This window comes from Cupriavidus consociatus (assembly GCF_017814975.1).
In the GTDB taxonomy this organism is placed as follows: domain Bacteria; phylum Pseudomonadota; class Gammaproteobacteria; order Burkholderiales; family Burkholderiaceae; genus Cupriavidus; species Cupriavidus consociatus.
The window spans coordinates 1-20,370 of the sequence record NZ_JAGIQA010000006.1; the positions used below are offsets into that span (position 1 = coordinate 1).

Consider the following 20,370-nt stretch of genomic DNA (forward strand, 5'->3'; position numbering starts at 1 on the left):
GTGTCCTGCAGGTACTGGCGGGCGGCGGCCACAGCTTGCGGGTTGGCGTCATACAGGTTGACGGTCAGGCCAGCCTGCGCGGCGATCTGCGCGATGCCGCGGCCCATGGCGCCGGTCCCTACAACACCCAGCGTGTCGATGGTGAAAGTGCTCATCATTCGTCCCAAAAGTTGTGGTTAAATTAGCACGATCGTACGTTTTTTGCATCTTTCCGAACAGACCGGAAGGGCAGGCGGCGTGCGCTGATCGGCCAGGCCGGACACGGCAGGCTCCGGATGGTCCACAATCCCCCTCAGGCCCGTGCCGTGCGGGCGACCATTCCAACAACGGAGAGAGACGACATGCTTAAGCTCTGCGGCTTTGCCGCCAGCAACTACTACAACAAAGTGAAGCTGGCGCTGCTGGAAAAGAACGTGCCGTTCGAAGAGGTGCTGGCCTGGATCGGCGAGACCGACCCGGCCGCAACGCCGGCGGGCAAGGTGCCCTACATGATCACCGAATCCGGCTCACTGTGCGAGTCGGAAGTCATCGTCGAATACCTGGAAGCGGCCTTCCCGCAGACGCCGCTGCTGCCGAAGGACCCGCTGCAGGCGGGCAAGGTGCGCGAAATCGTCACCTTCATGGAGCTGTACCTGGAGCTGACGGCGCGCGAGCTGTATCCGGAAGCGTTCTTCGGCGGCAAGGTCAGCGACAGCGTCAAGGAGCGCCAGCACAAGCTGCTGGCGCGCTATATCCCGGCGTTTGCCAGGCTGGCGAAGTTCTCGCCGTTTATCGCAGGCGACAGCTTCACGCTGGCCGACTGCGCGGCGGCAGTGCACCTGCCGCTGGTGTCGTCGTGCACCAAGATCATCTATGGCACGGATATGCTGGCCGACCTGCCGGTCAAGGATTACCTGAAGACGCTGTCGCAGCGCGAGTCGGTGCAGAAGGTCAATGCGGACCGCAAGGCGAATACCGAGCTGATGATGAGCCGGAGCAAGAAGTAAGCGGTTCGACTTGCCATGTGTGTGCCCCTCTCCCGCAAGCGGGAGAGGGGAGCAAAGCGCCGGCTTGTGATAGCCCTCAGATGCAAAAAACGCCCGCGATTTGCGGGCGTTTCCGTTTCTTCTTAAAGCTTCGCCAACCTTTCCAACGCCAGCGCCAGCGTCTCTTCCTTCTTCGCAAAACAGAACCGCACCACGCCCGACTCGCGCGGCTGGGTATAGAACGCCGACACCGGAATCGCCGCCACGCCGATCTCGCGCGTCAGCCACATGGCGAAGTCCGCCTCGCTCAGGTCGGAAATGGCCGAGTAATCGACGCACTGGAAGTAAGTGCCATCCGACGGCAGCAGCTTGAAGCGCGAACTGGCCAGCCCGGCGCGGAAGAAATCGCGCTTGGCCTGGTAGAACGCCGACAGCTGCAGGTACGGCGCGGGGTCGGCCATGTAGTCGGCCAGCCCGTGCTGCACCGGCGTATTGACAGTGAACACGTTGAACTGGTGCACCTTGCGGAACTCGGCCATCAGCGCGGCCGGCGCCGCCACATAGCCGATCTTCCAGCCGGTCACGTGATAAGTCTTGCCAAAGCTCGAGATCACGAAGCTGCGCCGCGCCAGTTCGGGATGGCGCGAGACCGATTCATGCCGCTGGCCGTCGTAGACCATGTGCTCGTAGACCTCGTCGGAGAGCAGCAGAATGTCAGTGCCGGCCAGGATCTGCGCCAGCTTGTCCATGTCGCCCGCGCGCCAGATCGTGCCGGTGGGGTTGTGCGGCGTGTTGATGAGGATCATGCGCGTGCGCGGCGTGATCGCGGCGGCGAGCTTGTCGAAGGGCACGCGGAACTCGGGCGCCTCCAGCATGACCGGCACGGCGGTGGCGCCGGCCAGTTCGATCGCGGGCAGGTAGCTGTCGTAGCAGGGTTCGAGCACGATCACTTCGTCGCCCGGATGCACGGCGCACAGGATCGCGGTCAGGATGCCCTGTGTGGCGCCGGCGGTGACGGTGATCTCGGACTCCCAGCTGTACTGGTGGCCGTACAGCGCGGCCATCTTGTCGGCAATGGCCTGGCGCAGGCGCGGCACGCCCGCCATCGGCGGGTACTGGTTATGGCCGGCGCGCATGGCCCCGGCGACGGCATCGACGATCTTCGGGTCGCAATCGAAGTCCGGGAAACCCTGGCCCAGGTTGACGGCGTTCTTCTCGATGGCCAGAGCCGACATCACGGTAAAGATTGTGGTGCCGACGCCGGGCAGGCGCGAGGGCGGCGGGGTCAGGGGGGCGAGCGTTGCGTCAGCGGACATGTTGCGGGCGTATCGATGCGGTAAGAGGAGGGCGCGCGTGCCGGTGCGGCCTCGCGCGCGATCCGGCAATTCTAAAGGGGATCGGCCGCGGTGTCGGCTGTGCTGTCGACCCGGGCGGCCAGCCAGGCGCCAAAGCCCGGCGGCGTCAGTACCTCAACCCCGCTGGAGCGGCGCAGCCGGCTGCGCAGCTTGAGCACCGCCTTGTCCTTCGACACCAGGCACGCCGCGCCGGCAAAGTGGGCCAGCTCGACAAACTTCTGGTCGTCGGTGTCCTTGCAGCGGGGCAGCCTGATGGCGTCGGCCTCGTCCTGCGGCGGCGGAGGTTCGAGGCGGGTCAGCCGGTCGACGGTGGCCAGCGCGGCGTCGATATCGACCTCGAAGCGGGCAAATTGCGGATAAGCCAGCACCCGGCGCAGCTCTTCGCGGCAATCGGCGCGGATCACCGGGGCGATGGTGCCGGCTTCCAGCGCGTGCCGGATCGGCTCGACATGCGGGTCGCGAAACACCAACAGGTCCACCCAGATATTGGAGTCGAGCACCACGAAAGGTGCGTCCGCAGGCGCGGATGTGATGCCGGCGGGGCTGGCGGGATAGTTGGTTCCGGTGCTGTCGAGGCGCATTCGCTACAATCTTGGCTGGTTTGTCCTTGGCTACTGCCGCGATTTTGCCATGCTCATCGTTTTGTCTCCCGCCAAGTCACTGGACTACGAGACACCCCCGCGCATCAAGACCCATACGCTGCCGCGTTTCATTGACCGTTCCGCCACGCTGATCGAGCGCCTGCGCACGCTTGCGCCGCAGGACGTGGGCGCGCTGATGGACATCTCCGACAAGCTCGCCGTGCTCAACGTCACGCGCTATGCCGAGTGGTCGTCCGAGTTCACCACCGCCAACAGCAAGCAGGCGGTGCTGGCCTTCAACGGCGACGTCTACGACGGTCTCGATGCGAAGACGCTGACCGCCGAGGACCTCGGCTTCGCGCAGCAGCACCTGCGCATCCTGTCCGGCCTGTACGGCGTGCTGCGTCCGCTGGACTGGATGCAGCCTTACCGGCTGGAGATGGGCACGCGCCTCGACAACACCGCCGGCAAGGACCTGTATGCGTTCTGGGGCGATGATGTCACGCAGATGATCAACAGCGACATGGCCGCGCTCAGGCAGGAAGGGGCAGCGGTGCTGGTCAACCTTGCCTCGGAAGAGTATTTCAAGGTGGTGCGGCCCAAGGTGCTGCAGGCACGCATCGTCACGCCGGTGTTCGAGGACTGGAAGGGCGGGCGCTACAAGATCATCTCGTTCCATGCCAAGCGCGCACGCGGCACGATGGCGCGCTACGCGGTCACGCACCGCATCACCGAGCCGGAAAAGCTCAAGCGCTTCGCCGAGGACGGCTATGCCTTCGACGCCTCCGCTTCCGATGCCGGCCGCTGGGTGTTCCGCCGCCGCCTGGAAGACTGAACCCCGGAAGACTGAACCCTAACGCAACGAGACCGCCAGCCATGCCTTCCGCCCTGCATATCTCCTCGCATTTCGATTCGGGTGCCATCGAGGTCGAGGCGCTCGACCGTGCCGACGATATCCGGCTGCGCATCCGTGCCGATTCGCACGCCGACTTCCGGCAGTGGTTCCACTTCCGCCTGCAGGGCGCGGCGGGGCAGGCGTGCCGGATGCACTTCCTCAACGCGGGCGACTGCACTTACCCGGATGGGTGGCGTGACTATCGCGCGGTGGCATCGTATGACCGCGCGAACTGGTTCCGCGTGCCGACCCGTTTCGACGGCAAGGTGATGACGGTGGAATTCACGCCCGGGCACGACAGCGTCTGGTTCGCGTATTTCGAGCCCTATCCCGATGAGCGCCACCTGTCGCTGCTGGCGAGCTGCCAGCGCTCGCCGCTGGCGCAACTGTCGCATCTGGGCAGCACGGTCGACGGGCGCGACATGACCCGCGTCACGCTGGGCGAGCCCGGCCCCGGCAAGAAGACCATCTGGATGATCGCGCGCCAGCATCCGGGCGAGAGCATGGCCGAATGGTTTGTCGAGGGCGTGCTGCAGCGGCTGACAGGTAGCGGCATCTGGGCCGGCGATCCGGTCGCGCGCAAGCTGCTCGAGCGCGCCGTGTTCCATATCGTGCCGAACATGAACCCTGACGGCTCGGCGCGCGGCAACCTGCGCACCAACGCCGCCGGCGCCAACCTGAACCGCGAATGGATGTCGCCCAGCGCGGATACCAGCCCTGAGGTCTACCACGTGCGCCGCGCCATCGAGGCCACGGGGTGCGACATGTTCTTCGATATCCACGGCGACGAGGGCTTGCCGTACAACTTCGTCGCCGGCAGCGAGATGCTGCCCGGCTTTACCGAAGCGCGCCGGCGCGAGCAGCAGCGCTTCATCGAAGCCTTCAAGCGCGCTTCACCGGACTTCCAGGACGTGCACGGCTACGCCGCCAGCAAGTACAACGCCGACGCGCTCAAGCTCGCCTCCAAGTACATCGGCCATACCTTCGGCTGCCTTGCGCTGACGCTGGAAATGCCGTTCAAGGACAACGCCGATTTGCCCGATCCGGCAGTGGGCTGGAACGGCGCGCGCAGCGCCCTGCTGGGCACGGCGATGCTGCCGGCGATCCTGGATTACCTGGGCTGAGGCCTTTGGCTGTTGCAGGTTTGCTCCCCTCTCCCGCTTGCGGGAGAGGGGCGAGAGCAAGCGCACGCACAAGCGCCCGAGCGCTTACTGCTTTTTCTTGGTTTTGCTACTCGCCTTTGCCGACCCCGAAGCCGACTTCGTCGACTTGGCCGCCGATGACTTGCCCGACTTCGACGCCGCCGTGCTCTTGCCCTTGGCACCCTTGCGGCTCTTGCCGGACGACGTGGCCTGGCTCGACATGGGCACGGCCGGCGCGGCAGCGGGTTCGCTGATGGTGGCGCCGCTGGGGTCCTGCAGCTCGTACGCCAGCATCATGCCGTCGTCGTAGCCGCAGCGCACGCGCACGGGCTGCCAGTCGTCGCCACGGCGCTTGTGCGCGGTGGCGTTGAACGTCACCACGGTGCTGACTGGCACGGCCTGCTTGCCGGGCGAGAAGCGTCCGCTCCAGGGCTCGGTCATGGCCTGCCCGGCGGCGAGCGCGCCGGTGGGGATTTTCAGGGCATCGTAGGTGGCCGAGCGCGGCACCACCCAGCTGGCGTGCGCGGCGCAGTCGGCCACGTCGCTGCTGGCGTTCTCGGTCTTCATCAGCTGCTCGCGCATGCGTGCGCGATACTCGGACAGGCTGACACGGCCGCGATCGGGCAGGGTGATGGTCTTGGTGGGCGGCGTGGAGGAAGCGGCAGGGGCGGGGGCGGGGCGGGCAGGAGCGGCCGTCGGGGCGGCGGCAGGGGCCTGGGCGGCGGCCTCGTCGGCCGGCATGTTGGCGCAGCCCGCCAGCCCGATCGCACCGGCCACCGCGGCAGCGACCATGCGGAGCCGGCTGCCGAGCAGTTCGGAAATTCGTCGGATCACAGTGTTTGCGGTGTTTGCGTTCTGGGATTTGCTTGCCGGCGCGGGGCCGGCAGGCCGGGTAGCTTCGCAAAGGAATGCCATGATAGAGGAAACCTATCCGGCAAAGTTCCTAAATCTTGTTACCTATTCTTCTAACGCAATGACGACGCGCAGGAAGCGGCCTGCTTTCTAGCAGATATTTCCCACGCTGCACAACTGCGGGGAACCCGCGCGACCGGTCCGCGGTGATCCGCGCGGCCCGGCCGTGGTGCATTCGCAAACGCCTCAAGCCACGCGCGAGGGCATCGCGCGCGTAAAGCGCAGCAGATCGTCGAGCAGTGCGTTCAGGTTATGGCGCAGCTTGGCGAAGCCGGCGGTGTGGGTCAGGCCCACTTCATCCATGTACAGCTTGCGGTTGACTTCGAGCTGCAGGCTGTGGCGCCCGGCCTGCGGCTGGCCGACCACGCGCACGATTTCCACGCCCTTGTACGGGTGGTTGCGCCAGACCTCGTAGCCCATGTCCTTGAGCACGCCTTCGATGCGGTCGGTAAAGCGCTTGTCGCAGGTGGTGCCGTCTCGGTCGCCGACGACGAAGTCGGGATGCTCCAGGCCAGGGAACTCGGTCGCGTATTGCGCGGCGCGGCTCGGCATCGAATGGCAGTTGATGTGCCAGGCGCTGCCGTGGCTGGAGACGGCGTGATCGGCCAGCTTTTGCAACTGCGCGTAGTAGGGCAGGTAGCAGCGGTTGATGCGCACCTGCACTTCTTCCACGGCGAGCTTGCGGTCGTAGATGGCCTCGCCGCTGTCGAGCACGCGCCAGACCAGGCCCTTGCCGAGTCGGGTCTTGGAGGTTTCCTGCTTCGCGCCGGGCCAGGGGGCCTCGAGCAGCGCTTCGTCGATTTCCTCCAGCGCGCGGTTAGCGTCGATGTAGCTGCGCGGGAAGCCCGCGCACAAAAGCGGGATGCCGCGCGCCGGCGCGCCGGCGTAGAGTTCGTCGACGAAGGTGTCCTCGGCCTGCCGCAGCAGCGGCAGCGGCAGGGCGGGGTCGGGGCGGAAGTCCGTCGGGTAGGTGGTCGCGCTGTGCGGCGAATCCAGGAACAGCGGGGCGGGCTCGCCCTCCGGCTGGTACAGGAAATACGGACTATCCGCGATGGTTCGGTCGGTATCGGTCATGGTGCGCCAGGGGTCAGTCGAGCGAAATCTTGGCGGCCGCGGCCACGCGCTTGTTCTTGGCCACTTCGCTCTTGATCTGCGCGGCGAAGTGCGCCGGGGTGTCGCCCACCGGGGTCGCGCCCAGCTTTTCCAGCTTGGCCTTGACCTCCGGCGTCGCCAGCACCTTGACGGCGGCGGCATGCAGCTTGTTCTGGATGTCGGCCGGCAGGTTGGCCGGCGCGATCAGGCCGAACCAGGCGGCGTCGTTGACCTCGCCCAGGCCCAGCTCGGCGAAGGTCGGCACATTGGGCAGCGCCGCCACGCGCTTGGGTGCGGCCACGGCCAGTGCGCGCAGCTTGCCGCCTTCGATGAACGGCAGCGACGACGGCAGGTTGTCGAACAGCACCTGCACCTGGCCGGCCAGCGCGTCGTTCAGCGCCGGGCCCACGCCCTTGTACGGCACATGCAGCAGTTCGGTCTTGCTGCTCATCTTGAACAGTTCTCCCATCATGTGCGAGACGCTGCCGTTGCCGGCGGAGCCATAGGCCAGCTTGTTCGGCTGCGACTGCGCCAGCGCGATGAAAGACTTCATGTCGGTGGCCTTGACCGCCGGGTTGATGCTCATCACGTTCGGCACCGAGGCCAGGTTGGTGATGGTGGTGAAGTCCTTGGTTGCATCGTAGGACAGGCGCGGGTAGACCGCAGGGTTGATGCCATGGGTCGAGGCCGTGGCAATGCCCAGCGTGTAGCCGTCCGGCGCGGCCTTGGACAGGAAGGTGGTGCCGATGCTGCCGCCGGCGCCGCCGCGGTTGTCGACCACCACGGCCTGGCCCAGTTGCTGGCCAAGCTTGTCGGCGACGATGCGCGCGACGATGTCGGTGGTGCCGCCCGCGGGGAAAGGCACGACCAGCGTGATCGGCTTGATCGGGTAGCCGGACTGGGCGGCGGCGCTGAGCGACAGGCCGGTGGCGAGGGCGGCCGAGGCGGCGGCCAGGACGCGGAGGAGGTGGCGACGTTGCATGAGGGTTCTCGTAGGGAAAAGGAGAGACAGAGGTGGTTTCCTGATTCTGCGCGTTCGAGCACGGCCGTCGCAAACGAAATAAAATCCCTAGCTCATTCCATTTGGTCGTGAAGTAGAGGTGAATTATGCGACGCATGTGTCCGTCGCTGACCGAGTTGCAGGCCTTCGAGACTGCGGCCCGGCACAACAGTTTCACTGTGGCCGCACGCGAACTGCATGTCACGCAAGGCGCCGTCAGCAAGCAGGTACGCAGCCTGGAGGCCTATCTCGGCGTCGAATTGTTCGAGCGCGTGCGTCAGCGATTGGTGCTGACCACGGCAGGAGAGCGCTACCTGGAGCGTATCGGCCCGAGCCTCAACGAACTGGAGGCGGCCACCGTCGAGTTGATGGCGCGCCAGGGGCGCGGCGGGGTGCTGCATATCGCCAGCATGCCGACGTTGGGCGCCAAGTGGCTGATCCCGCGCCTGCCGCAGTTCTTTGCCCGGCATCCGGAGGTGACGCTGGAATTCGTGCCGCATGCGCAGGGCTACGATTTTTCCGAGCCGGATCTCGATGCGGCGATCCGCTTCGGCGATGGCGTCTGGCCAGGCAGCCTGGCTGACTACATGACCGGACGCGAAGTGCTGCCGGTCTGCCGCCCGGGCCTGCTGGCCGATGAGCCTGACGGCGTCGCGCGCACGCCGGATGCGCTGCTGCGCTACCCGCTGCTGCACCACACCACCGTGCCCGAGGCGTGGCCCGACTGGTTCGCCACGCTGGGCGTGGCCACCCGCCAGGCGTGGAGCGGCGCGCGCTTCGACCAGTTCTCGCTGCTGACACAGGCGGCGCTGTCGGGGCTGGGCATCGCGCTGATCCCGCGCTGCCTGATCGAACAGGAACTCGATACCGGCGCGCTGGTGGTCGCGCATCCGGCGCAGGTGCTGGCCAAGAAGGGCTATTACCTGTGCTACCCGGAGCAGAAGCAGCACCTGCCCGCGCTGCGGACTTTCCGTGCCTGGGTCATGGAAGGCGCGGACCTGGCGCGGCCCGGCTGAGGTCGCCGGAGGTCACTGAAATGCCCAGGTTGCGGGCTGTTTGCACCCTCTCCCGCAAGCGGGAGAGGGTGCAAACCAGGCAGTTCTTATTTCGACAGCACCTTCATCGCCTGCTCCAGGCCCGCCAGCGTGACGGGATACATGCGCCCCTTCATCAGCTGGTTGATCACGGTGATCGACTGGCGGTACTGCCACAAGCCTTCCGGCTCGGGGTTGAGCCAGACGAAGTGCGGGAACTGCTCGGTCATGCGGTTCAGCCACACCGCGCCGGCTTCGGCGTTGTTGTACTCGACCGAGCCGCCGGGCTGCAGGATCTCGTACGGGCTCATGGTCGCATCGCCGACGAAGATGATCTTGTAGTCGGACGTGTACTTGTGCAGCAGGTCCCACGTCGCCAGCTTCTCGGCGTGGCGGCGGCGGTTGTTCTTCCACACGTAGTCGTACAGGCAGTTGTGGAAGTAGTAGTACTCCAGGTGCTTGAACTCGGTCTTGGTGGCCGAGAACAGTTCTTCCACGCGCTTGATGTGGTCGTCCATCGAGCCGCCCACGTCCATCAGCATCAGCACCTTGACCTTGTTGTGGCGCTCGGGCCGCAGCTTGATGTCGAGCAGGCCGGCATTGGCCGCGGTCGAATGGATGGTGTCGTCCAGGTCCAGCTCGGTATCGGCTCCGTCGCGCGCGAAACGGCGCAGCCGGCGCAGCGCGACCTTGATGTTGCGCGTGCCAAGCTCGACCTGGTCGTCATAGTCCTTGTAGGTACGCGCTTCCCACACCTTGATCGCGGTGCGGTTGCCTTTGCTGGGGCCGCCGATGCGGATGCCTTCCGGGTTGTAGCCGCCGTGCCCGAACGGCGAGGTGCCGCCGGTGCCGATCCACTTGTTGCCGCCCTCGTGCTTTTCCTTCTGCTCTTCGAGCAGCTGCTTGAGGCGCTCCATCAGCTTGTCGAGGCCGCCCATGGCCTCGATCTTGGCCTTCTCCTCGGCCGACAGCTCGCGCTCCAGCGTCTTCTGCAGCCAGTCGAGCGGGATGTCGGACTTCCAGTCGACCAGGCTTTCCACGCCCTTGAAGTAGGCGGCGAAGGCCTGGTCGAACTTGTCGAAGTGCTTCTCGTCCTTGACCAGCGTCATGCGCGACAGGTAGTAGAACTCGTCGATCGAGGGCGTGATGACCTGCGCCTTGAGCGCTTCCAGCATGGTCAGGTATTCCTTGACCGAGACCGGCAGCTTGGCGTGGCGCAGCGAGAAGAAGAAGTCGATCAGCATGATGCCTTGCTCTGGTGATAGGCGGCCGCTTCAGCGCGGACGGTCAAGCTGGAATTGCAGGTGTTGACGCACCGTCGGCCATTCGCTGGCGATGATCGAAAACACCACGGTATCGCGCAACGAGCCGTCAGGCATGCGCTGGTGGTTGCGCAGCACGCCGTCCTGCTTGGCGCCGAGGCGCGCGATCGCGGCGCGGCTCTGCTGGTTCATCCAGTGCGTGCGGAATTCCACGGCGATGCAGTCGAGCTGGTCGAAGGCATGGCCGAGCAGCATCAGCTTGCACTCGGTGTTCAGCGGCGAGCGCTGGACCCGGCGCGCATACCAGGTGGAGCCGATCTCCACGCGCCGGTTGGCCGCGTCGATATTCATGTAGGTGGTCATGCCCGCCAGCTCGCCCGCGGCGTCGCGCACCGCGAACGGCAGCATCGAGCCCTGTTCCTGCAGGCCCAGGCGCCGCGCGATCTCGGCTTCCATGCGCTCGGGCGCGGGCACGCTGGTGTACCAGAGTTTGTACAGCTCGCCGTCGGCGCAGGCGGCGCGCAGGCCGTCGGCATGCTCGGGTCGCAGCGGCTCCAGCGTGGCGTGCTTGCCGGCCAGGGTCACGGGATTGGCAAAAGCGGTCATGACAGGCAGCTCGCTCAGCGGTTGGCGCGGTTCATGAACACCAGGCGCTCGAACAGGTGTACGTCCTGCTCGTTCTTCAGCAGCGCGCCGTGCAGCGGCGGGATCGCTGCCTTCTTGTCCGGACTCTTCAGCGCCTCGGGCGGGATGTCCTCGGCCATCAGCAGCTTGAGCCAGTCGATCAGCTCGGACGTGGACGGCTTTTTCTTGAGGCCCGGCAGGTTGCGCATCTCGTAGAACGATTCCAGCGCGGCGGCGACCAGCTCGCGCTTGATGCCGGGGTAGTGCACGTCGACGATCTGCTGCATGGTGTCGGCGTCCGGGAACTTGATGTAGTGGAAGAAGCAGCGGCGCAGGAAGGCGTCGGGCAGTTCCTTCTCGTTGTTCGAGGTGATGATCACCAGCGGACGGTGCTTCGCCTTGACCAGTTCGCGCGTCTCGTAGACGTAGAACTCCATGCGGTCGAGTTCGCGCAGCAGGTCGTTGGGGAATTCGATGTCGGCCTTGTCGATCTCGTCGATCAGCAGCACCACTTGCTCGTCGGCCTCGAAGGCCTGCCACAGCACGCCCTTGACGATGTAGTTGCGGATGTCGTGCACGCGATCGTCGCCGAGCTGCGAGTCGCGCAGGCGCGAGACCGCGTCGTATTCGTACAGGCCCTGCTGCGCCTTGGTGGTCGACTTGATATGCCACTGCAGCAGCGGCATGCCCAGCGCGGCGGCCACTTCCTCGGCCAGCATGGTCTTGCCGGTGCCGGGCTCGCCCTTGATCAGCAGCGGTCGCTGCAGCGTGCGCGCGGCGTTGACGGCCAGCTTGAGGTCGTCGGTGGCGACATACTGGTCACTGCCCTCGAAACGGGCCTGCTGGGCGGAAGAAGCTTGGGCGGAAGCGTTGGCGGTGTTTGACATGAGGCAACCTGGAGGTGACGGCCCGGTCTTGGTCGGTTCGGGCCGGGTTGGCGTGTTTGGCGCAGTCTCTTCGCGCTGTCACGCGCGCTTTCATTATGAGCGGTATGGTTCGTCCGGGCCTGGCATCGAGCGTCTGCGAACGGTCGTGCGCTTTCCCCGGAGTGGGCCAGTATAAAAGACCTTTGCGGTTCGTGTTGGCTGGGGCTGACAGATGGCCCGCTACAGCGGGCGGTTGCCGGACTGCAGTGGACTGTCAGGTGTCGCCTGCTGTACAATGCGCCGGTTTGACGCGCCCCCACGTCCAGTTCTCCAGTATCCGGCAGTCCGCGCTCAGAAGTCCCAGCGGCCCGCCCGGGTCGCGGCGATTGCGCGAGGTGGTTCCAGAATGTGTTCCACATCACGGCAATGATCCCGGATGCCGAATGTCTGGGCGGGTCTGGCGGGTTGCACCTCTTGCAACCCCATCGACAAGCCAGGCTTTCCCCAGAAGCATTCTGAAACCGTCTCCGCCCGGCAGGGCAGGTCACGCACGGTTTAATTTCCAATCCGCAAAGACAATGAAAAAGCTCCTCACGATGGTGGTGCTGGGCGCGGCTGCAATGGGCGCGCAGGCACAGGAAGTCAAGGGCAATGGAGACGCTGCCAAGGACAAGGTTGCAATGTGCATCGGATGCCACGGCATTCCGGGCTACCGTGCGTCGTTCCCCGAGATCTATGAAGTGCCGCTGCTGGGCGGCCAGAGCGCCAAGTACATCGAAAATGCGCTGAAGGCGTACCAGAAGGGCGAGCGCAAGCACCCGACCATGCGCAGCATCGCCGCCACGCTGACCGAGCAGGACATCGCCGACGTGGCGGCCTACTACTCGCAGCAGAAGCCGAATACCCAGAACAACGCCCTGAAGTAAGAGACCCATCATGAAGACGCTCAAGACGCTTTCGATCGCGCTCGGCGCACTCGTGCTGGGTGCCGCCGCATTGCCGGCTTCGGCCGCCGACCTCGCCAACGGCAAGGCGCTGGTGGAAAAGGGAGCCTGCGTGGCCTGCCACGGCGCGGGCATGAACAAGCCGATCTCCCCCGACTATCCCAAGCTGGCCGGCCAGCATGCCGACTATCTGTATCACGCGCTGCTGTCGTACCAGGTGTCGGGCAACGCGCTGGTGGGCCGCTCCAATGCGATCATGGCCGGCCAGGTCAACGCCAATCCGGCGGTGACCGGCAAGGATGGCAAGCCGCGTCCGTTCACGCGCAAGGAACTGAAGGATATGGCTGCGTATATCGAGTCGCTGCCGGGCGACCTGGTGCTGAAGAAGTAAGCCGTAGCGCGGCGATTGCCGCGCCTTGGGTTAGGAAAAGGCCGCCTTGGTACAGGCGGCCTTTTCTTTGGGCGGCGCGCCAGCGCGACCTATGCCGCCACGCCTGCCAGCCGGCGCTGCATCCCTGCCGTGAGCCAGGGCTTGCCGTCGCCGACGACCAGCGCGTCGACGCCGGCTGCGCCGTGCAGCAGGCCGGCCGCGGCGGTCGGGCCCGCCACCATCAAGGCAGCGCCGACCCCGTTGACCGCCGCGGTCTCTGAAGCCACCAGCGTCACGCCATGCGGACCCGCCGCCGGCATGCCGGTGGCGGGGTCGAGCACGTGGTGGTAGCGCTTGCCGTTGGCCACGAAGCAGCGCTCATAGTCGCCCGATGACGCTACCACGGTGTCGGATACCGCCAGCACGCCCAGCAGCCGTGCCGGTGCGCGCGGATCGCGCACGCCGACGCGCCAGTCGCGCCCCTGCAGCTGGCCGCTCGCCAGCACATCGCCCCCGCCATTGATCATGGCATGACGCAATCCATGCCTGCGCAATGCCTGCATGCCAGCCTGCAGGACCGGCAGCTTGGCGATGCCGCCCAGGTCCAGGCGCATGCCCGGGCGCAGCAGCATCGCTTCGCCGCGGCGTTCGTCGAGCATGACTTGCCGGTAGTCGACCAGCGACCGTTCGCGTGCCAACTGGGCGGAAGTCGGCACGCGCGTGTTGTCCTCACCGAAGTGCCAGCCGGCAAAGGCGCCGACCGTGATGTCAAACGCGCCCCCGGTGCGCGCCGACAGCGCCCCCGCCGCTTGCAGCACTGCCATCAGTTCCGGTGCGACCGGCACCGGTTGCCGGCCCGCCGCGCGCTGCAGCGCGCTGACCTGGCTATCGGGCCGGTAGCGCGACATCAATCGCTCCAGGCGCGCCATCTCCGCAAAGGCGGCGGCGATGCCGGTGCTTGCATCCAGGTAAGAACTGTCCTGCACCACGATATCGACTTGCGTGCCCAGCAGGCGCCGCGATGCCCGCGTGACCGTGGCATCGGCCAACGCGGGCCTGACGAACATGGCGGTGGCGAGCATCGGCACGCTGGCCGCTGCGGCGCGCAGCACGTTGCGGCGCATGGCGTGGATGCGAGAGGAAGAAGACAGCGTTGCGGGTAGGGTCTTGGCGCGCATGACAGGTAGGCGGCGCGTGCCGCATCGATCGTTGACGTTGTGGTGCCGCCATTCTCCGGCCAGCCTTCGAAAAAACATGCATTAAAAATGAATATTTAAGGAATCCATGACGACCGTCAATCTCGTTCGCGCCAACTGCTTCGACTATCTGTAGCCGGCACCAACAGGCCACCAACAGGCCACCAACAGGCCACCAACAGGCCACCAACAGGCCAACACACAACGAAGAAAGCGGGCGGAGCCCTCCGCCCCTTGCAATGACGGTTCGAGGATCGAAGATGACGAGGCATTCGCAAGACCCACTGGCACACACCGATGCACCGGCAGCGCCGGGGCGAAGGCGTTTTATCAACACCGCGGCGCTGGCCGGGCTGGCCGGCGTGGCGGCGTGCACGGACAAGGGCGGGGCGCCCGCCGCGGCCACCGCGGCAAGCGGTGCCCAGGCAGGGCATGGCAGTGCGCACGCCGGTGCGTCGGTGCACCTGAAGCCGGGCGAGCTCGATACCTACTACGGCCTGTGGAGCGGAGGCCATGCGGGTGACGTGCGCGTTCTGGGCCTGCCCTCGGGGCGCGAGCTGCACCGCATCCCGTGCTTCGTGCCCGATGCGCTGACGGGCTGGGGCATCACCAATGAATCCAAGCGCGTGATGGGCACGCGTCCCGACGGCAACGTGCTGTACACCGTCGGCGACACGCACCACGTGCATGCGTCCTACAAGGACGGCAACTACGATGGCCGCTATGCGTGGATCAACGACAAGATCAACGCGCGGCTGGCGCGCATCCGGCTCGATTTTTTTATCTGCGACAAGATCACCGACCTGCCCAACGTGCAGGGCTTCCATGGCATCTTCCCCGACAAACGCGATCCGGTCGATGCGAACATCAACTACACGACGCGCGTGTTCTGCGGCGCGGAGTTCGGCTTGCCGCTGCCCAATACGCCGACCGAGGACGCCGGCAAGTACCGCTCGCTGTTCACCTGTGTCGATGCGCAGACGATGGCGGTACGCTGGCAGGTCCTGATCGACGGCAACTGCGACCTGGTCGCGACCTCGTACGACGGCAAGCTGGCCGCCACCAACCAGTACAACGTCGAGATGGGTGCGCGCTATGAAGACATGATGTCGGCCGAGCGCGACGCCTGCCTGTTCTTCAACATCGCCCGCATCGAGGCCGCGATCAAGGAGGGGAAGTTCAAGACCATCGGCGACTCGAAGGTGCCGGTGGTCGACGGCACGCACGCGGCCAACGCCAACCCGAAGACCGCGCTGACTACCTACGTCTCGGTGCCGAAGAACCCGCACGGGGTCAATGCCAGCCCGGACCAGAAGTACTTCATCTGCGCTGGCAAGTTGTCGCCGACCGGCACCGTGATCGAACTGGCCAAGGTGCTGGACTGGTTCGATGGCAAGCTGGAGACGCCCGACGAGGCGATCGTCGCCGAGGTCGAACTGGGCCTGGGGCCGCTGCATACCGCCTTCGACGGGCGCGGCAATGCCTATACCACGCTGTTCCTCGACAGCCAGATCGTCAAGTGGAACATCGAGGCGGCGATCCGCTTCCACAAGGGCGACAAGAACGCCAAGTACGTGGTCGACCGGCTCGACGTGCAGTACCAGCCCGGCCACCTCAACGCCTCGCAGTCCGAGACGATCGCCGCCGACGGCAAATTCCTGGCAGTGGGCTGCAAGTTCTCCAAGGATCGTTTCCTGCCGGTTGGGCCGCTGCATGCCGAAAACGAGCAGCTGATCGATATCTCGGGCGACAAGATGGTGCTGCTGGCGGACCATCCGGTGCACAGCGAACCGCACGATTTCATCATCTTCCGTCGCGAGCTGCTGCGGCCGAAACAGGTCTATGCGCTGGATGATTTCCCGCTGGCGGTGAAGGATCCGCAGCAGTCGGGCGTGTTCCGCAACGGCAGGAAGGTGACGGTGAAGATCACGTCGCAGGCGCCGGTGTTCTCGCTGCGCGAGATCAAGCTGAAGAAGGGCGACGAGGTCACGCTGATCCTGACCAACCTGGACAAGATCGAAGACCTGACGCACGGGTTTGCCATCCCCAAGTACAACATCAACTTCATCGTCAATCCGCTCGAGACCGCGTCGGTGACCTTTGTCGCCGACAAGCCGGGCGTGTTCTGGTGCTACTGCACCCACTTCTGCCACGCGCTGCATCTTGAAATGCGCAGCCGCATGATCGTCGAGGCCTGAGACGGCATGCGTGGATGACCTGGCGCGGTGCCCGCCGCCGCGCCGGTCGTCTGCTTGCCCCCAACATTCCATGATCCACGCAATTCTCGAATGGCTTGCGGCATGCTTCGCCGTGTGCCTGCTGGCGCTAGGCGTTGCCGTGCCGGCACACGCCGGCGCATACGAGGCGACCTTGCCGTCGGAACTGTCCGCCGCGGCGGACCTGTGCTCGCTGGTGTCCTGCACTGAAGTGCTGCCCGGCGCAACCAGCTTCTCTCCGCGCAAGGGACAACCGCCCTATGTCGAGGGCTATCGCACTGGCGCGGACGGCAAGCGCGAACTGCTCGGGTACGTGATGCTGTCGACCGACATCACCGATACGCCGGCGTATTCCGGCAAGCCGGTGGTGACGCTGATCGGCATGGATACGCGGGGACAGTACACCGGCGTCAGGGTACTGAAGCATTCCGAGCCGATCCTGCTGCTGGGCATCCCGGAATCGGCGCTGCTCGATTTCAACCGGCAGTACGTCGGCAAGTCGGTTGCCGACAAGATCGAGGTCGGGCAGTCGCGGCCGGACGAGGGCGTGGTCGGCGTCGATGCCATTTCCGGCGCCACCGTGACGGTGATCGCGCAGAACCAGGTGCTGACCACGTCGGGCGCGGCGGTGGCGCGGCAGGTCGGCATCCTGGCGCCGACGCAGCGGGCACCGGCGCGGTTTGCCGAAAGCGGAAGGCATTATGGCTGGCAGCAAATGGCGGCCGGCGGATTGGTGCAGCGGCTGCTTGTGCAGCCGGCGCAAGTGGGGTTGCCCGGTAGCGGCGAGCCGTTCATCGAACTGTGGTTTGGTGACCTGAACCATCCCGACATCGGCCGCAGCGTGCTGGGCGATGCCGGCTGGCATGGGCTGCGCGCGCAGCTGAAGCCCGGCGAGCACGCCATTTTCGTGATCCGCACCCAAGGGGCGGAGTCGTTCAAGGGCTCGGGCTTCGTGCGTGGCGGCATCTACGATCGCGTGCAGGTGCGCCAGGGTGCAGACGCCTTCACCTTCCGCGACCTGGACTACCTCAACCTCTACGGCGTCGCGGCGCAGGGCGCGCCGGCGGTGACCGAGTCGGCGATTTTCGTGATCCGGTCGCCGGCGTTTTCCGCGGCGTATCCATGGAAGCTGTCGTTCCTCGGCAATCGCGTCGACCGTGCCACCGGCATGCGCAGCTTCGCCAGCTTCGATGCGCCATACTGGCTGCCGGCAGCAATGCTGCAGGGCGGCCGGCCGCAGATCGACGAACCCGAGGCGCCATGGCGCAAGGTCTGGCGCAACCAGGCCACCGCAATCGTTCTGTTCATCGCGCTGCTCGGCGCGGTCACGTTGGTCTACGCACTGCGCGACCGCCTGACGCGGCACGCCACGCACAAGAACAAGTGGCCGGTCAATGCGTTCAAGTACACAGCCTGGGCGCTCAGCATCGTCGTTGTCGGCTTCGGGGCGATGGCGCAGCCGTCGATCACGCAGGTGCTGACATGGTTCCACGCGCTGCTGCTGCGCTGGGACTGGGCGTTGTTCCTCAGCGATCCCTTCATCTTCTGCTCCTGGATTTTCATCATCGCCACCGTGCTGCTGTTCGGACGCGGGCTGTTCTGCGGCTGGCTTTGCCCATTCGGCTCGTTGTCCGAGGCGATCTACAAGCTGGGCCGCTTCCTGGGGCTGAAGCGATGGCAGCGGCAGTTGCCGCGTCGCTGGCATGACCGGCTCAAGTGGGTCAAGTACGGCGTGTTCATGGGGCTGCTGGCGGTGTCGGTGTTTTCGATGGGGCTGGCCGAGATACTGGCGGAGATCGAACCGTTCAAGACGACCTTCCTGGTCGGCATCCAGAACCGCGCGTGGCCGTACGGGCTGTTCGCCTGCACGCTGCTGGGACTGTCGCTGTTTATCGAACGGCCTTATTGCAAGTACCTGTGTCCGCTCGGCGCCGCACTGGCGATGCCCAGCACATTCCGCTGGTTTGGCCTGCGGCGCAAGCCCGACTGCAACCACTGCAAGGCATGCGCGGTGGGCTGCGGCTCACAGGCGATCGATGCCGATGGCCGCATCGACCAGCGCGAATGCCTGCATTGCCTCGATTGCATGGTGCTCTATACCGATACGCGCGGCTGCCCGCCGCTGGCGCGCGAGCGCAAGCATCGTGAGCGCGACGGGCTGCCACTGACGCCGGTGGGACGCAACGGGTATTTCATTCCGCTGGTGCCAGTATTGGCCGACGCGAAGCAACCGTCGGGCCCCGATCCGCGGATGCCGACCGACCCGGTGGCGCCGCCATACGCGACAACGGCCGGCGCCGCGCGCTGGCTCGCCGAGCTGTGGGATCACTTGTGTCCATGGAGCGGGCGGGGCTGGCGTACGGCGGCTGCATTGCAGCTGGCGGGCCTCGCGCTAGCGCTGGCGGCAACCGTTGCCTGGACGCTGGCCGCCACCGGACAGATGCGCGCCGGCGCGGTGATCGGCTGGTGGCTGGGCTGGAGCCTCTATGAAGTGCTGATCCGCCTGTCCGGCAAGCGCTACGTCAAGGATGGCCCGTGGTGGCGCGGCCGCTACCGGCGCGCTACCGTGATGGACATGCTGAGCTATGTCGGCTTCAAGAACCTGCTGGTCGGTGCCGTGCTGTTCCTGGCGTTGAAGGCGATGGGGACGCTGGCCGCATGAAGCTGATGCCTGGTATCGCGCTTTTATGGATAGCATGCACCCAGGCCGCGACCTGGCGCGTGCAGCCCGGCCAGTCGCTGCAGGCGGCGATCGATGCCGCCGGCGCGGGGGACACCATCGAGATCGCGCGCGGCCACTACACCGGCAACTTCGACGTCGACAAGCCGCTGGTGCTGCGCGGCATCGCGCGGCCCACGCTCAGCGGCGCGCTGCGCGGCGACACGCTGCGCCTCGTGGCGCCTGACGTGACGGTCGAAGGCCTGATCGTGCGCGACTCCGGCGACAGCCTGAAGGACCAGAACGCCGGCATCTATATCCGCCCCGGCGCACACCGCGCGGTGGTGCGCGATTGCGACCTGACCTACAACCTGTTCGGGTTGTGGATCGAAAAGGCCGACGATGTCCGCATCGAACGCAACACCATCACCGGCAAGCGCGACTACAACTCGGCGCAGCGCGGCAACGGCGTGCAGCTCTACAACACGCGTGGCGCACGCATCCTCGACAACAATATCAGCTTCGTGCGCGACGCACTCTACGTCGATGTCTCGCACCATGCCATCTTTCGCGGCAACCGGCTGCACTACAGCCGCTACGGCACCCATTACATGAACTCGTACCACAACCTGTGGGAAGGCAACGACAGCTACCGCAACCGCGGCGGGCTGGCGCTGATGGAAGTGCGCGACCAGGTCGTGCGCAACAACCGCACCTGGGGCAATGCGGACCACGGCATCATGCTGCGCACGCTGCAGGACTCGGTGATCGAAGGCAACGTGGTCGCCGGCAACCAGCGCGGCTTCTTTGTCTACGACGTCGAGTACGCAACGCTGCGCGGCAACCTGGTGCTGGGCAATGCGATCGGCGTGCACCTGTCGGCCGGCTCGACCCGCAACGTGGTGCAGGGCAACGATTTCATCGGCAACCGCGAGCCGGTTCGCTACGTGGGTGCGCGCGACGAGCCGTGGGGCGGGCGCGGGCAGGGCAACTACTGGAGCAGCTACCTGGGCTGGGACCGCGACGGCGACGGCGTGGGCGACGTGCCGTACCAGGCCAACGACCTCGTCGACCGGCTCGGCTGGCGCTACCCGGGGGTGACGCTGCTGCTGGGCAGTCCGGCGCTGCAGGCGCTGCGGCTGGCGGCACGGCAGTTCCCGGTGATCCGGGCGCCGGGCGTGGTCGATGCCTATCCGCGAATGCGACCTGTGCGCGCCAACTGGAGGGACTGGGATGCTCAGGCCAGCGGCAACTGAG

The 20,370-nt window shown here is 65.9% G+C and carries 19 protein-coding genes; 9 read left to right on the forward strand and 10 right to left on the reverse strand.

Annotated elements, in window-relative coordinates; all coding sequences use genetic code 11:
• A partial coding sequence (locus tag J8I82_RS09975; protein WP_245179618.1) for a 3-hydroxyacyl-CoA dehydrogenase NAD-binding domain-containing protein occupies window positions 1-155 on the reverse strand: 155 nt, incomplete at its 3' end.
• A 186-nt stretch (window positions 156-341) separates the two neighbouring features.
• On the opposite strand from J8I82_RS09975, the gene J8I82_RS09980 reads away from it, so the two are divergent.
• Window positions 342-986 (forward strand): glutathione S-transferase, encoded by a 645-nt coding sequence (locus tag J8I82_RS09980; RefSeq protein ID WP_209756850.1) that lies wholly within the window; start codon window positions 342-344, stop codon window positions 984-986.
• A 122-nt stretch (window positions 987-1,108) separates the two neighbouring features.
• Here the strand turns inward: J8I82_RS09980 and J8I82_RS09985 are convergent, their stop codons facing one another.
• Window positions 1,109-2,281 (reverse strand): pyridoxal phosphate-dependent aminotransferase, encoded by a 1,173-nt coding sequence (locus J8I82_RS09985; RefSeq protein WP_209756852.1) that lies wholly within the window; start codon window positions 2,279-2,281, stop codon window positions 1,109-1,111.
• A gap of 71 nt (window positions 2,282-2,352) precedes the next feature.
• Window positions 2,353-2,901 carry a PIN domain-containing protein gene (locus J8I82_RS09990; RefSeq protein ID WP_209756854.1) on the reverse strand — a complete coding sequence of 183 codons (549 nt, stop codon included), beginning with the start codon at window positions 2,899-2,901 and terminating at the stop codon, window positions 2,353-2,355.
• A gap of 49 nt (window positions 2,902-2,950) precedes the next feature.
• Between J8I82_RS09990 and yaaA the strand changes: the two genes are divergently transcribed.
• Both yaaA and J8I82_RS10000 read left to right on the forward strand, forming a co-directional pair.
• Window positions 2,951-3,736, forward strand: coding sequence for a peroxide stress protein YaaA (gene yaaA, locus J8I82_RS09995; protein ID WP_209756856.1), 786 nt, complete (start codon window positions 2,951-2,953; stop codon window positions 3,734-3,736).
• Window positions 3,737-3,777: 41 nt separating this feature from the next.
• Window positions 3,778-4,920 (forward strand): M14 family metallopeptidase, encoded by a 1,143-nt coding sequence (locus J8I82_RS10000; protein ID WP_209756858.1) that lies wholly within the window; start codon window positions 3,778-3,780, stop codon window positions 4,918-4,920.
• A gap of 84 nt (window positions 4,921-5,004) precedes the next feature.
• On the opposite strand, the gene J8I82_RS10005 is transcribed toward J8I82_RS10000, so the two are convergent.
• The 3 genes from J8I82_RS10005 to J8I82_RS10015 form a co-directional block, all read right to left on the reverse strand.
• Window positions 5,005-5,772: a BspC domain-containing protein gene (locus tag J8I82_RS10005; protein WP_431831540.1), complete on the reverse strand. Its 768-nt coding sequence runs from the start codon at window positions 5,770-5,772 to the stop codon at window positions 5,005-5,007.
• Window positions 5,773-6,036: 264 nt separating this feature from the next.
• On the reverse strand, window positions 6,037-6,924 hold the full coding sequence (locus J8I82_RS10010; RefSeq protein WP_209756861.1) for an N-formylglutamate amidohydrolase: 888 nt from the start codon (window positions 6,922-6,924) through the stop codon (window positions 6,037-6,039).
• 13 nt (window positions 6,925-6,937) lie between these two features.
• Window positions 6,938-7,924, reverse strand: coding sequence for a Bug family tripartite tricarboxylate transporter substrate binding protein (locus tag J8I82_RS10015; RefSeq protein WP_209756863.1), 987 nt, complete (start codon window positions 7,922-7,924; stop codon window positions 6,938-6,940).
• A gap of 125 nt (window positions 7,925-8,049) precedes the next feature.
• Here J8I82_RS10015 and J8I82_RS10020 point away from each other — a divergent pair, with 125 nt between their 5' ends.
• Window positions 8,050-8,958, forward strand: coding sequence for a LysR family transcriptional regulator (locus J8I82_RS10020; RefSeq protein ID WP_209756865.1), 909 nt, complete (start codon window positions 8,050-8,052; stop codon window positions 8,956-8,958).
• Between the two features lie 86 nt (window positions 8,959-9,044).
• Here the strand turns inward: J8I82_RS10020 and J8I82_RS10025 are convergent, their stop codons facing one another.
• Genes J8I82_RS10025 through J8I82_RS10035 form a run of 3 tightly spaced genes read right to left on the reverse strand, consistent with a single transcriptional unit; the run spans window position 9,045 to window position 11,749 of the window.
• Window positions 9,045-10,220 (reverse strand): vWA domain-containing protein, encoded by a 1,176-nt coding sequence (locus tag J8I82_RS10025; RefSeq protein ID WP_029046819.1) that lies wholly within the window; start codon window positions 10,218-10,220, stop codon window positions 9,045-9,047.
• 30 nt (window positions 10,221-10,250) lie between these two features.
• Entirely contained in the window at window positions 10,251-10,844 is a 594-nt protein-coding gene (locus J8I82_RS10030; RefSeq protein WP_209756868.1) for a GNAT family N-acetyltransferase, read from the reverse strand.
• 14 nt (window positions 10,845-10,858) lie between these two features.
• Window positions 10,859-11,749 (reverse strand): AAA family ATPase, encoded by an 891-nt coding sequence (locus tag J8I82_RS10035; RefSeq protein ID WP_209756870.1) that lies wholly within the window; start codon window positions 11,747-11,749, stop codon window positions 10,859-10,861.
• Between the two features lie 557 nt (window positions 11,750-12,306).
• Here J8I82_RS10035 and J8I82_RS10040 point away from each other — a divergent pair.
• Both J8I82_RS10040 and J8I82_RS10045 read left to right on the forward strand, forming a co-directional pair.
• Window positions 12,307-12,654, forward strand: a complete 348-nt coding sequence (locus J8I82_RS10040) for a c-type cytochrome (protein WP_209756872.1) — start codon at window positions 12,307-12,309, stop codon at window positions 12,652-12,654.
• Between the two features lie 10 nt (window positions 12,655-12,664).
• A complete protein-coding gene (locus tag J8I82_RS10045; RefSeq protein ID WP_209756874.1) occupies window positions 12,665-13,063 on the forward strand; it encodes a c-type cytochrome in 399 nt (132 codons plus the stop codon).
• 89 nt (window positions 13,064-13,152) lie between these two features.
• On the opposite strand, the gene J8I82_RS10050 is transcribed toward J8I82_RS10045, so the two are convergent.
• Window positions 13,153-14,166, reverse strand: coding sequence for an FAD:protein FMN transferase (locus tag J8I82_RS10050; RefSeq protein ID WP_209757320.1), 1,014 nt, complete (start codon window positions 14,164-14,166; stop codon window positions 13,153-13,155).
• Window positions 14,167-14,498: 332 nt separating this feature from the next.
• Here J8I82_RS10050 and nosZ point away from each other — a divergent pair, with 332 nt between their 5' ends.
• The 3 genes from nosZ (at window position 14,499) to J8I82_RS10065 (ending at window position 20,369) form a co-directional block, all read left to right on the forward strand.
• A complete protein-coding gene (nosZ, locus tag J8I82_RS10055; RefSeq protein WP_209756876.1) occupies window positions 14,499-16,436 on the forward strand; it encodes a TAT-dependent nitrous-oxide reductase in 1,938 nt (645 codons plus the stop codon).
• Between the two features lie 70 nt (window positions 16,437-16,506).
• Window positions 16,507-19,116: a NosR/NirI family protein gene (locus tag J8I82_RS10060; RefSeq protein WP_209756878.1), complete on the forward strand. Its 2,610-nt coding sequence runs from the start codon at window positions 16,507-16,509 to the stop codon at window positions 19,114-19,116.
• Entirely contained in the window at window positions 19,113-20,369 is a 1,257-nt protein-coding gene (locus tag J8I82_RS10065; RefSeq protein WP_209756880.1) for a nitrous oxide reductase family maturation protein NosD, read from the forward strand. The genes J8I82_RS10060 and J8I82_RS10065 overlap by 4 nt, the downstream gene beginning before the upstream one ends.
• Window position 20,370: the final 1 nt, after the last annotated feature.

Excerpts from the sequence above, each read along its gene's own strand:
- J8I82_RS09980 (WP_209756850.1), top strand. The coding sequence starts at position 342 with ATGCTTAAGCTCTGCGGCTTTGCCGCCAGCAACTACTACAACAAAGTG.
- J8I82_RS09985 (WP_209756852.1), bottom strand. The coding sequence starts at position 2,281 with ATGTCCGCTGACGCAACGCTCGCCCCCCTGACCCCGCCGCCCTCGCGC.
- J8I82_RS09990 (WP_209756854.1), bottom strand. The coding sequence starts at position 2,901 with ATGCGCCTCGACAGCACCGGAACCAACTATCCCGCCAGCCCCGCCGGC.
- yaaA (WP_209756856.1), top strand. The coding sequence starts at position 2,951 with ATGCTCATCGTTTTGTCTCCCGCCAAGTCACTGGACTACGAGACACCC.
- J8I82_RS10000 (WP_209756858.1), top strand. The coding sequence starts at position 3,778 with ATGCCTTCCGCCCTGCATATCTCCTCGCATTTCGATTCGGGTGCCATC.
- J8I82_RS10010 (WP_209756861.1), bottom strand. The coding sequence starts at position 6,924 with ATGACCGATACCGACCGAACCATCGCGGATAGTCCGTATTTCCTGTAC.
- J8I82_RS10015 (WP_209756863.1), bottom strand. The coding sequence starts at position 7,924 with ATGCAACGTCGCCACCTCCTCCGCGTCCTGGCCGCCGCCTCGGCCGCC.
- J8I82_RS10020 (WP_209756865.1), top strand. The coding sequence starts at position 8,050 with ATGCGACGCATGTGTCCGTCGCTGACCGAGTTGCAGGCCTTCGAGACT.
- J8I82_RS10025 (WP_029046819.1), bottom strand. The coding sequence starts at position 10,220 with ATGCTGATCGACTTCTTCTTCTCGCTGCGCCACGCCAAGCTGCCGGTC.
- J8I82_RS10030 (WP_209756868.1), bottom strand. The coding sequence starts at position 10,844 with ATGACCGCTTTTGCCAATCCCGTGACCCTGGCCGGCAAGCACGCCACG.
- J8I82_RS10035 (WP_209756870.1), bottom strand. The coding sequence starts at position 11,749 with ATGTCAAACACCGCCAACGCTTCCGCCCAAGCTTCTTCCGCCCAGCAG.
- J8I82_RS10040 (WP_209756872.1), top strand. The coding sequence starts at position 12,307 with ATGAAAAAGCTCCTCACGATGGTGGTGCTGGGCGCGGCTGCAATGGGC.
- J8I82_RS10045 (WP_209756874.1), top strand. The coding sequence starts at position 12,665 with ATGAAGACGCTCAAGACGCTTTCGATCGCGCTCGGCGCACTCGTGCTG.
- J8I82_RS10050 (WP_209757320.1), bottom strand. The coding sequence starts at position 14,166 with ATGCGCCGCAACGTGCTGCGCGCCGCAGCGGCCAGCGTGCCGATGCTC.
- nosZ (WP_209756876.1), top strand. The coding sequence starts at position 14,499 with ATGACGAGGCATTCGCAAGACCCACTGGCACACACCGATGCACCGGCA.
- J8I82_RS10060 (WP_209756878.1), top strand. The coding sequence starts at position 16,507 with ATGATCCACGCAATTCTCGAATGGCTTGCGGCATGCTTCGCCGTGTGC.
- J8I82_RS10065 (WP_209756880.1), top strand. The coding sequence starts at position 19,113 with ATGAAGCTGATGCCTGGTATCGCGCTTTTATGGATAGCATGCACCCAG.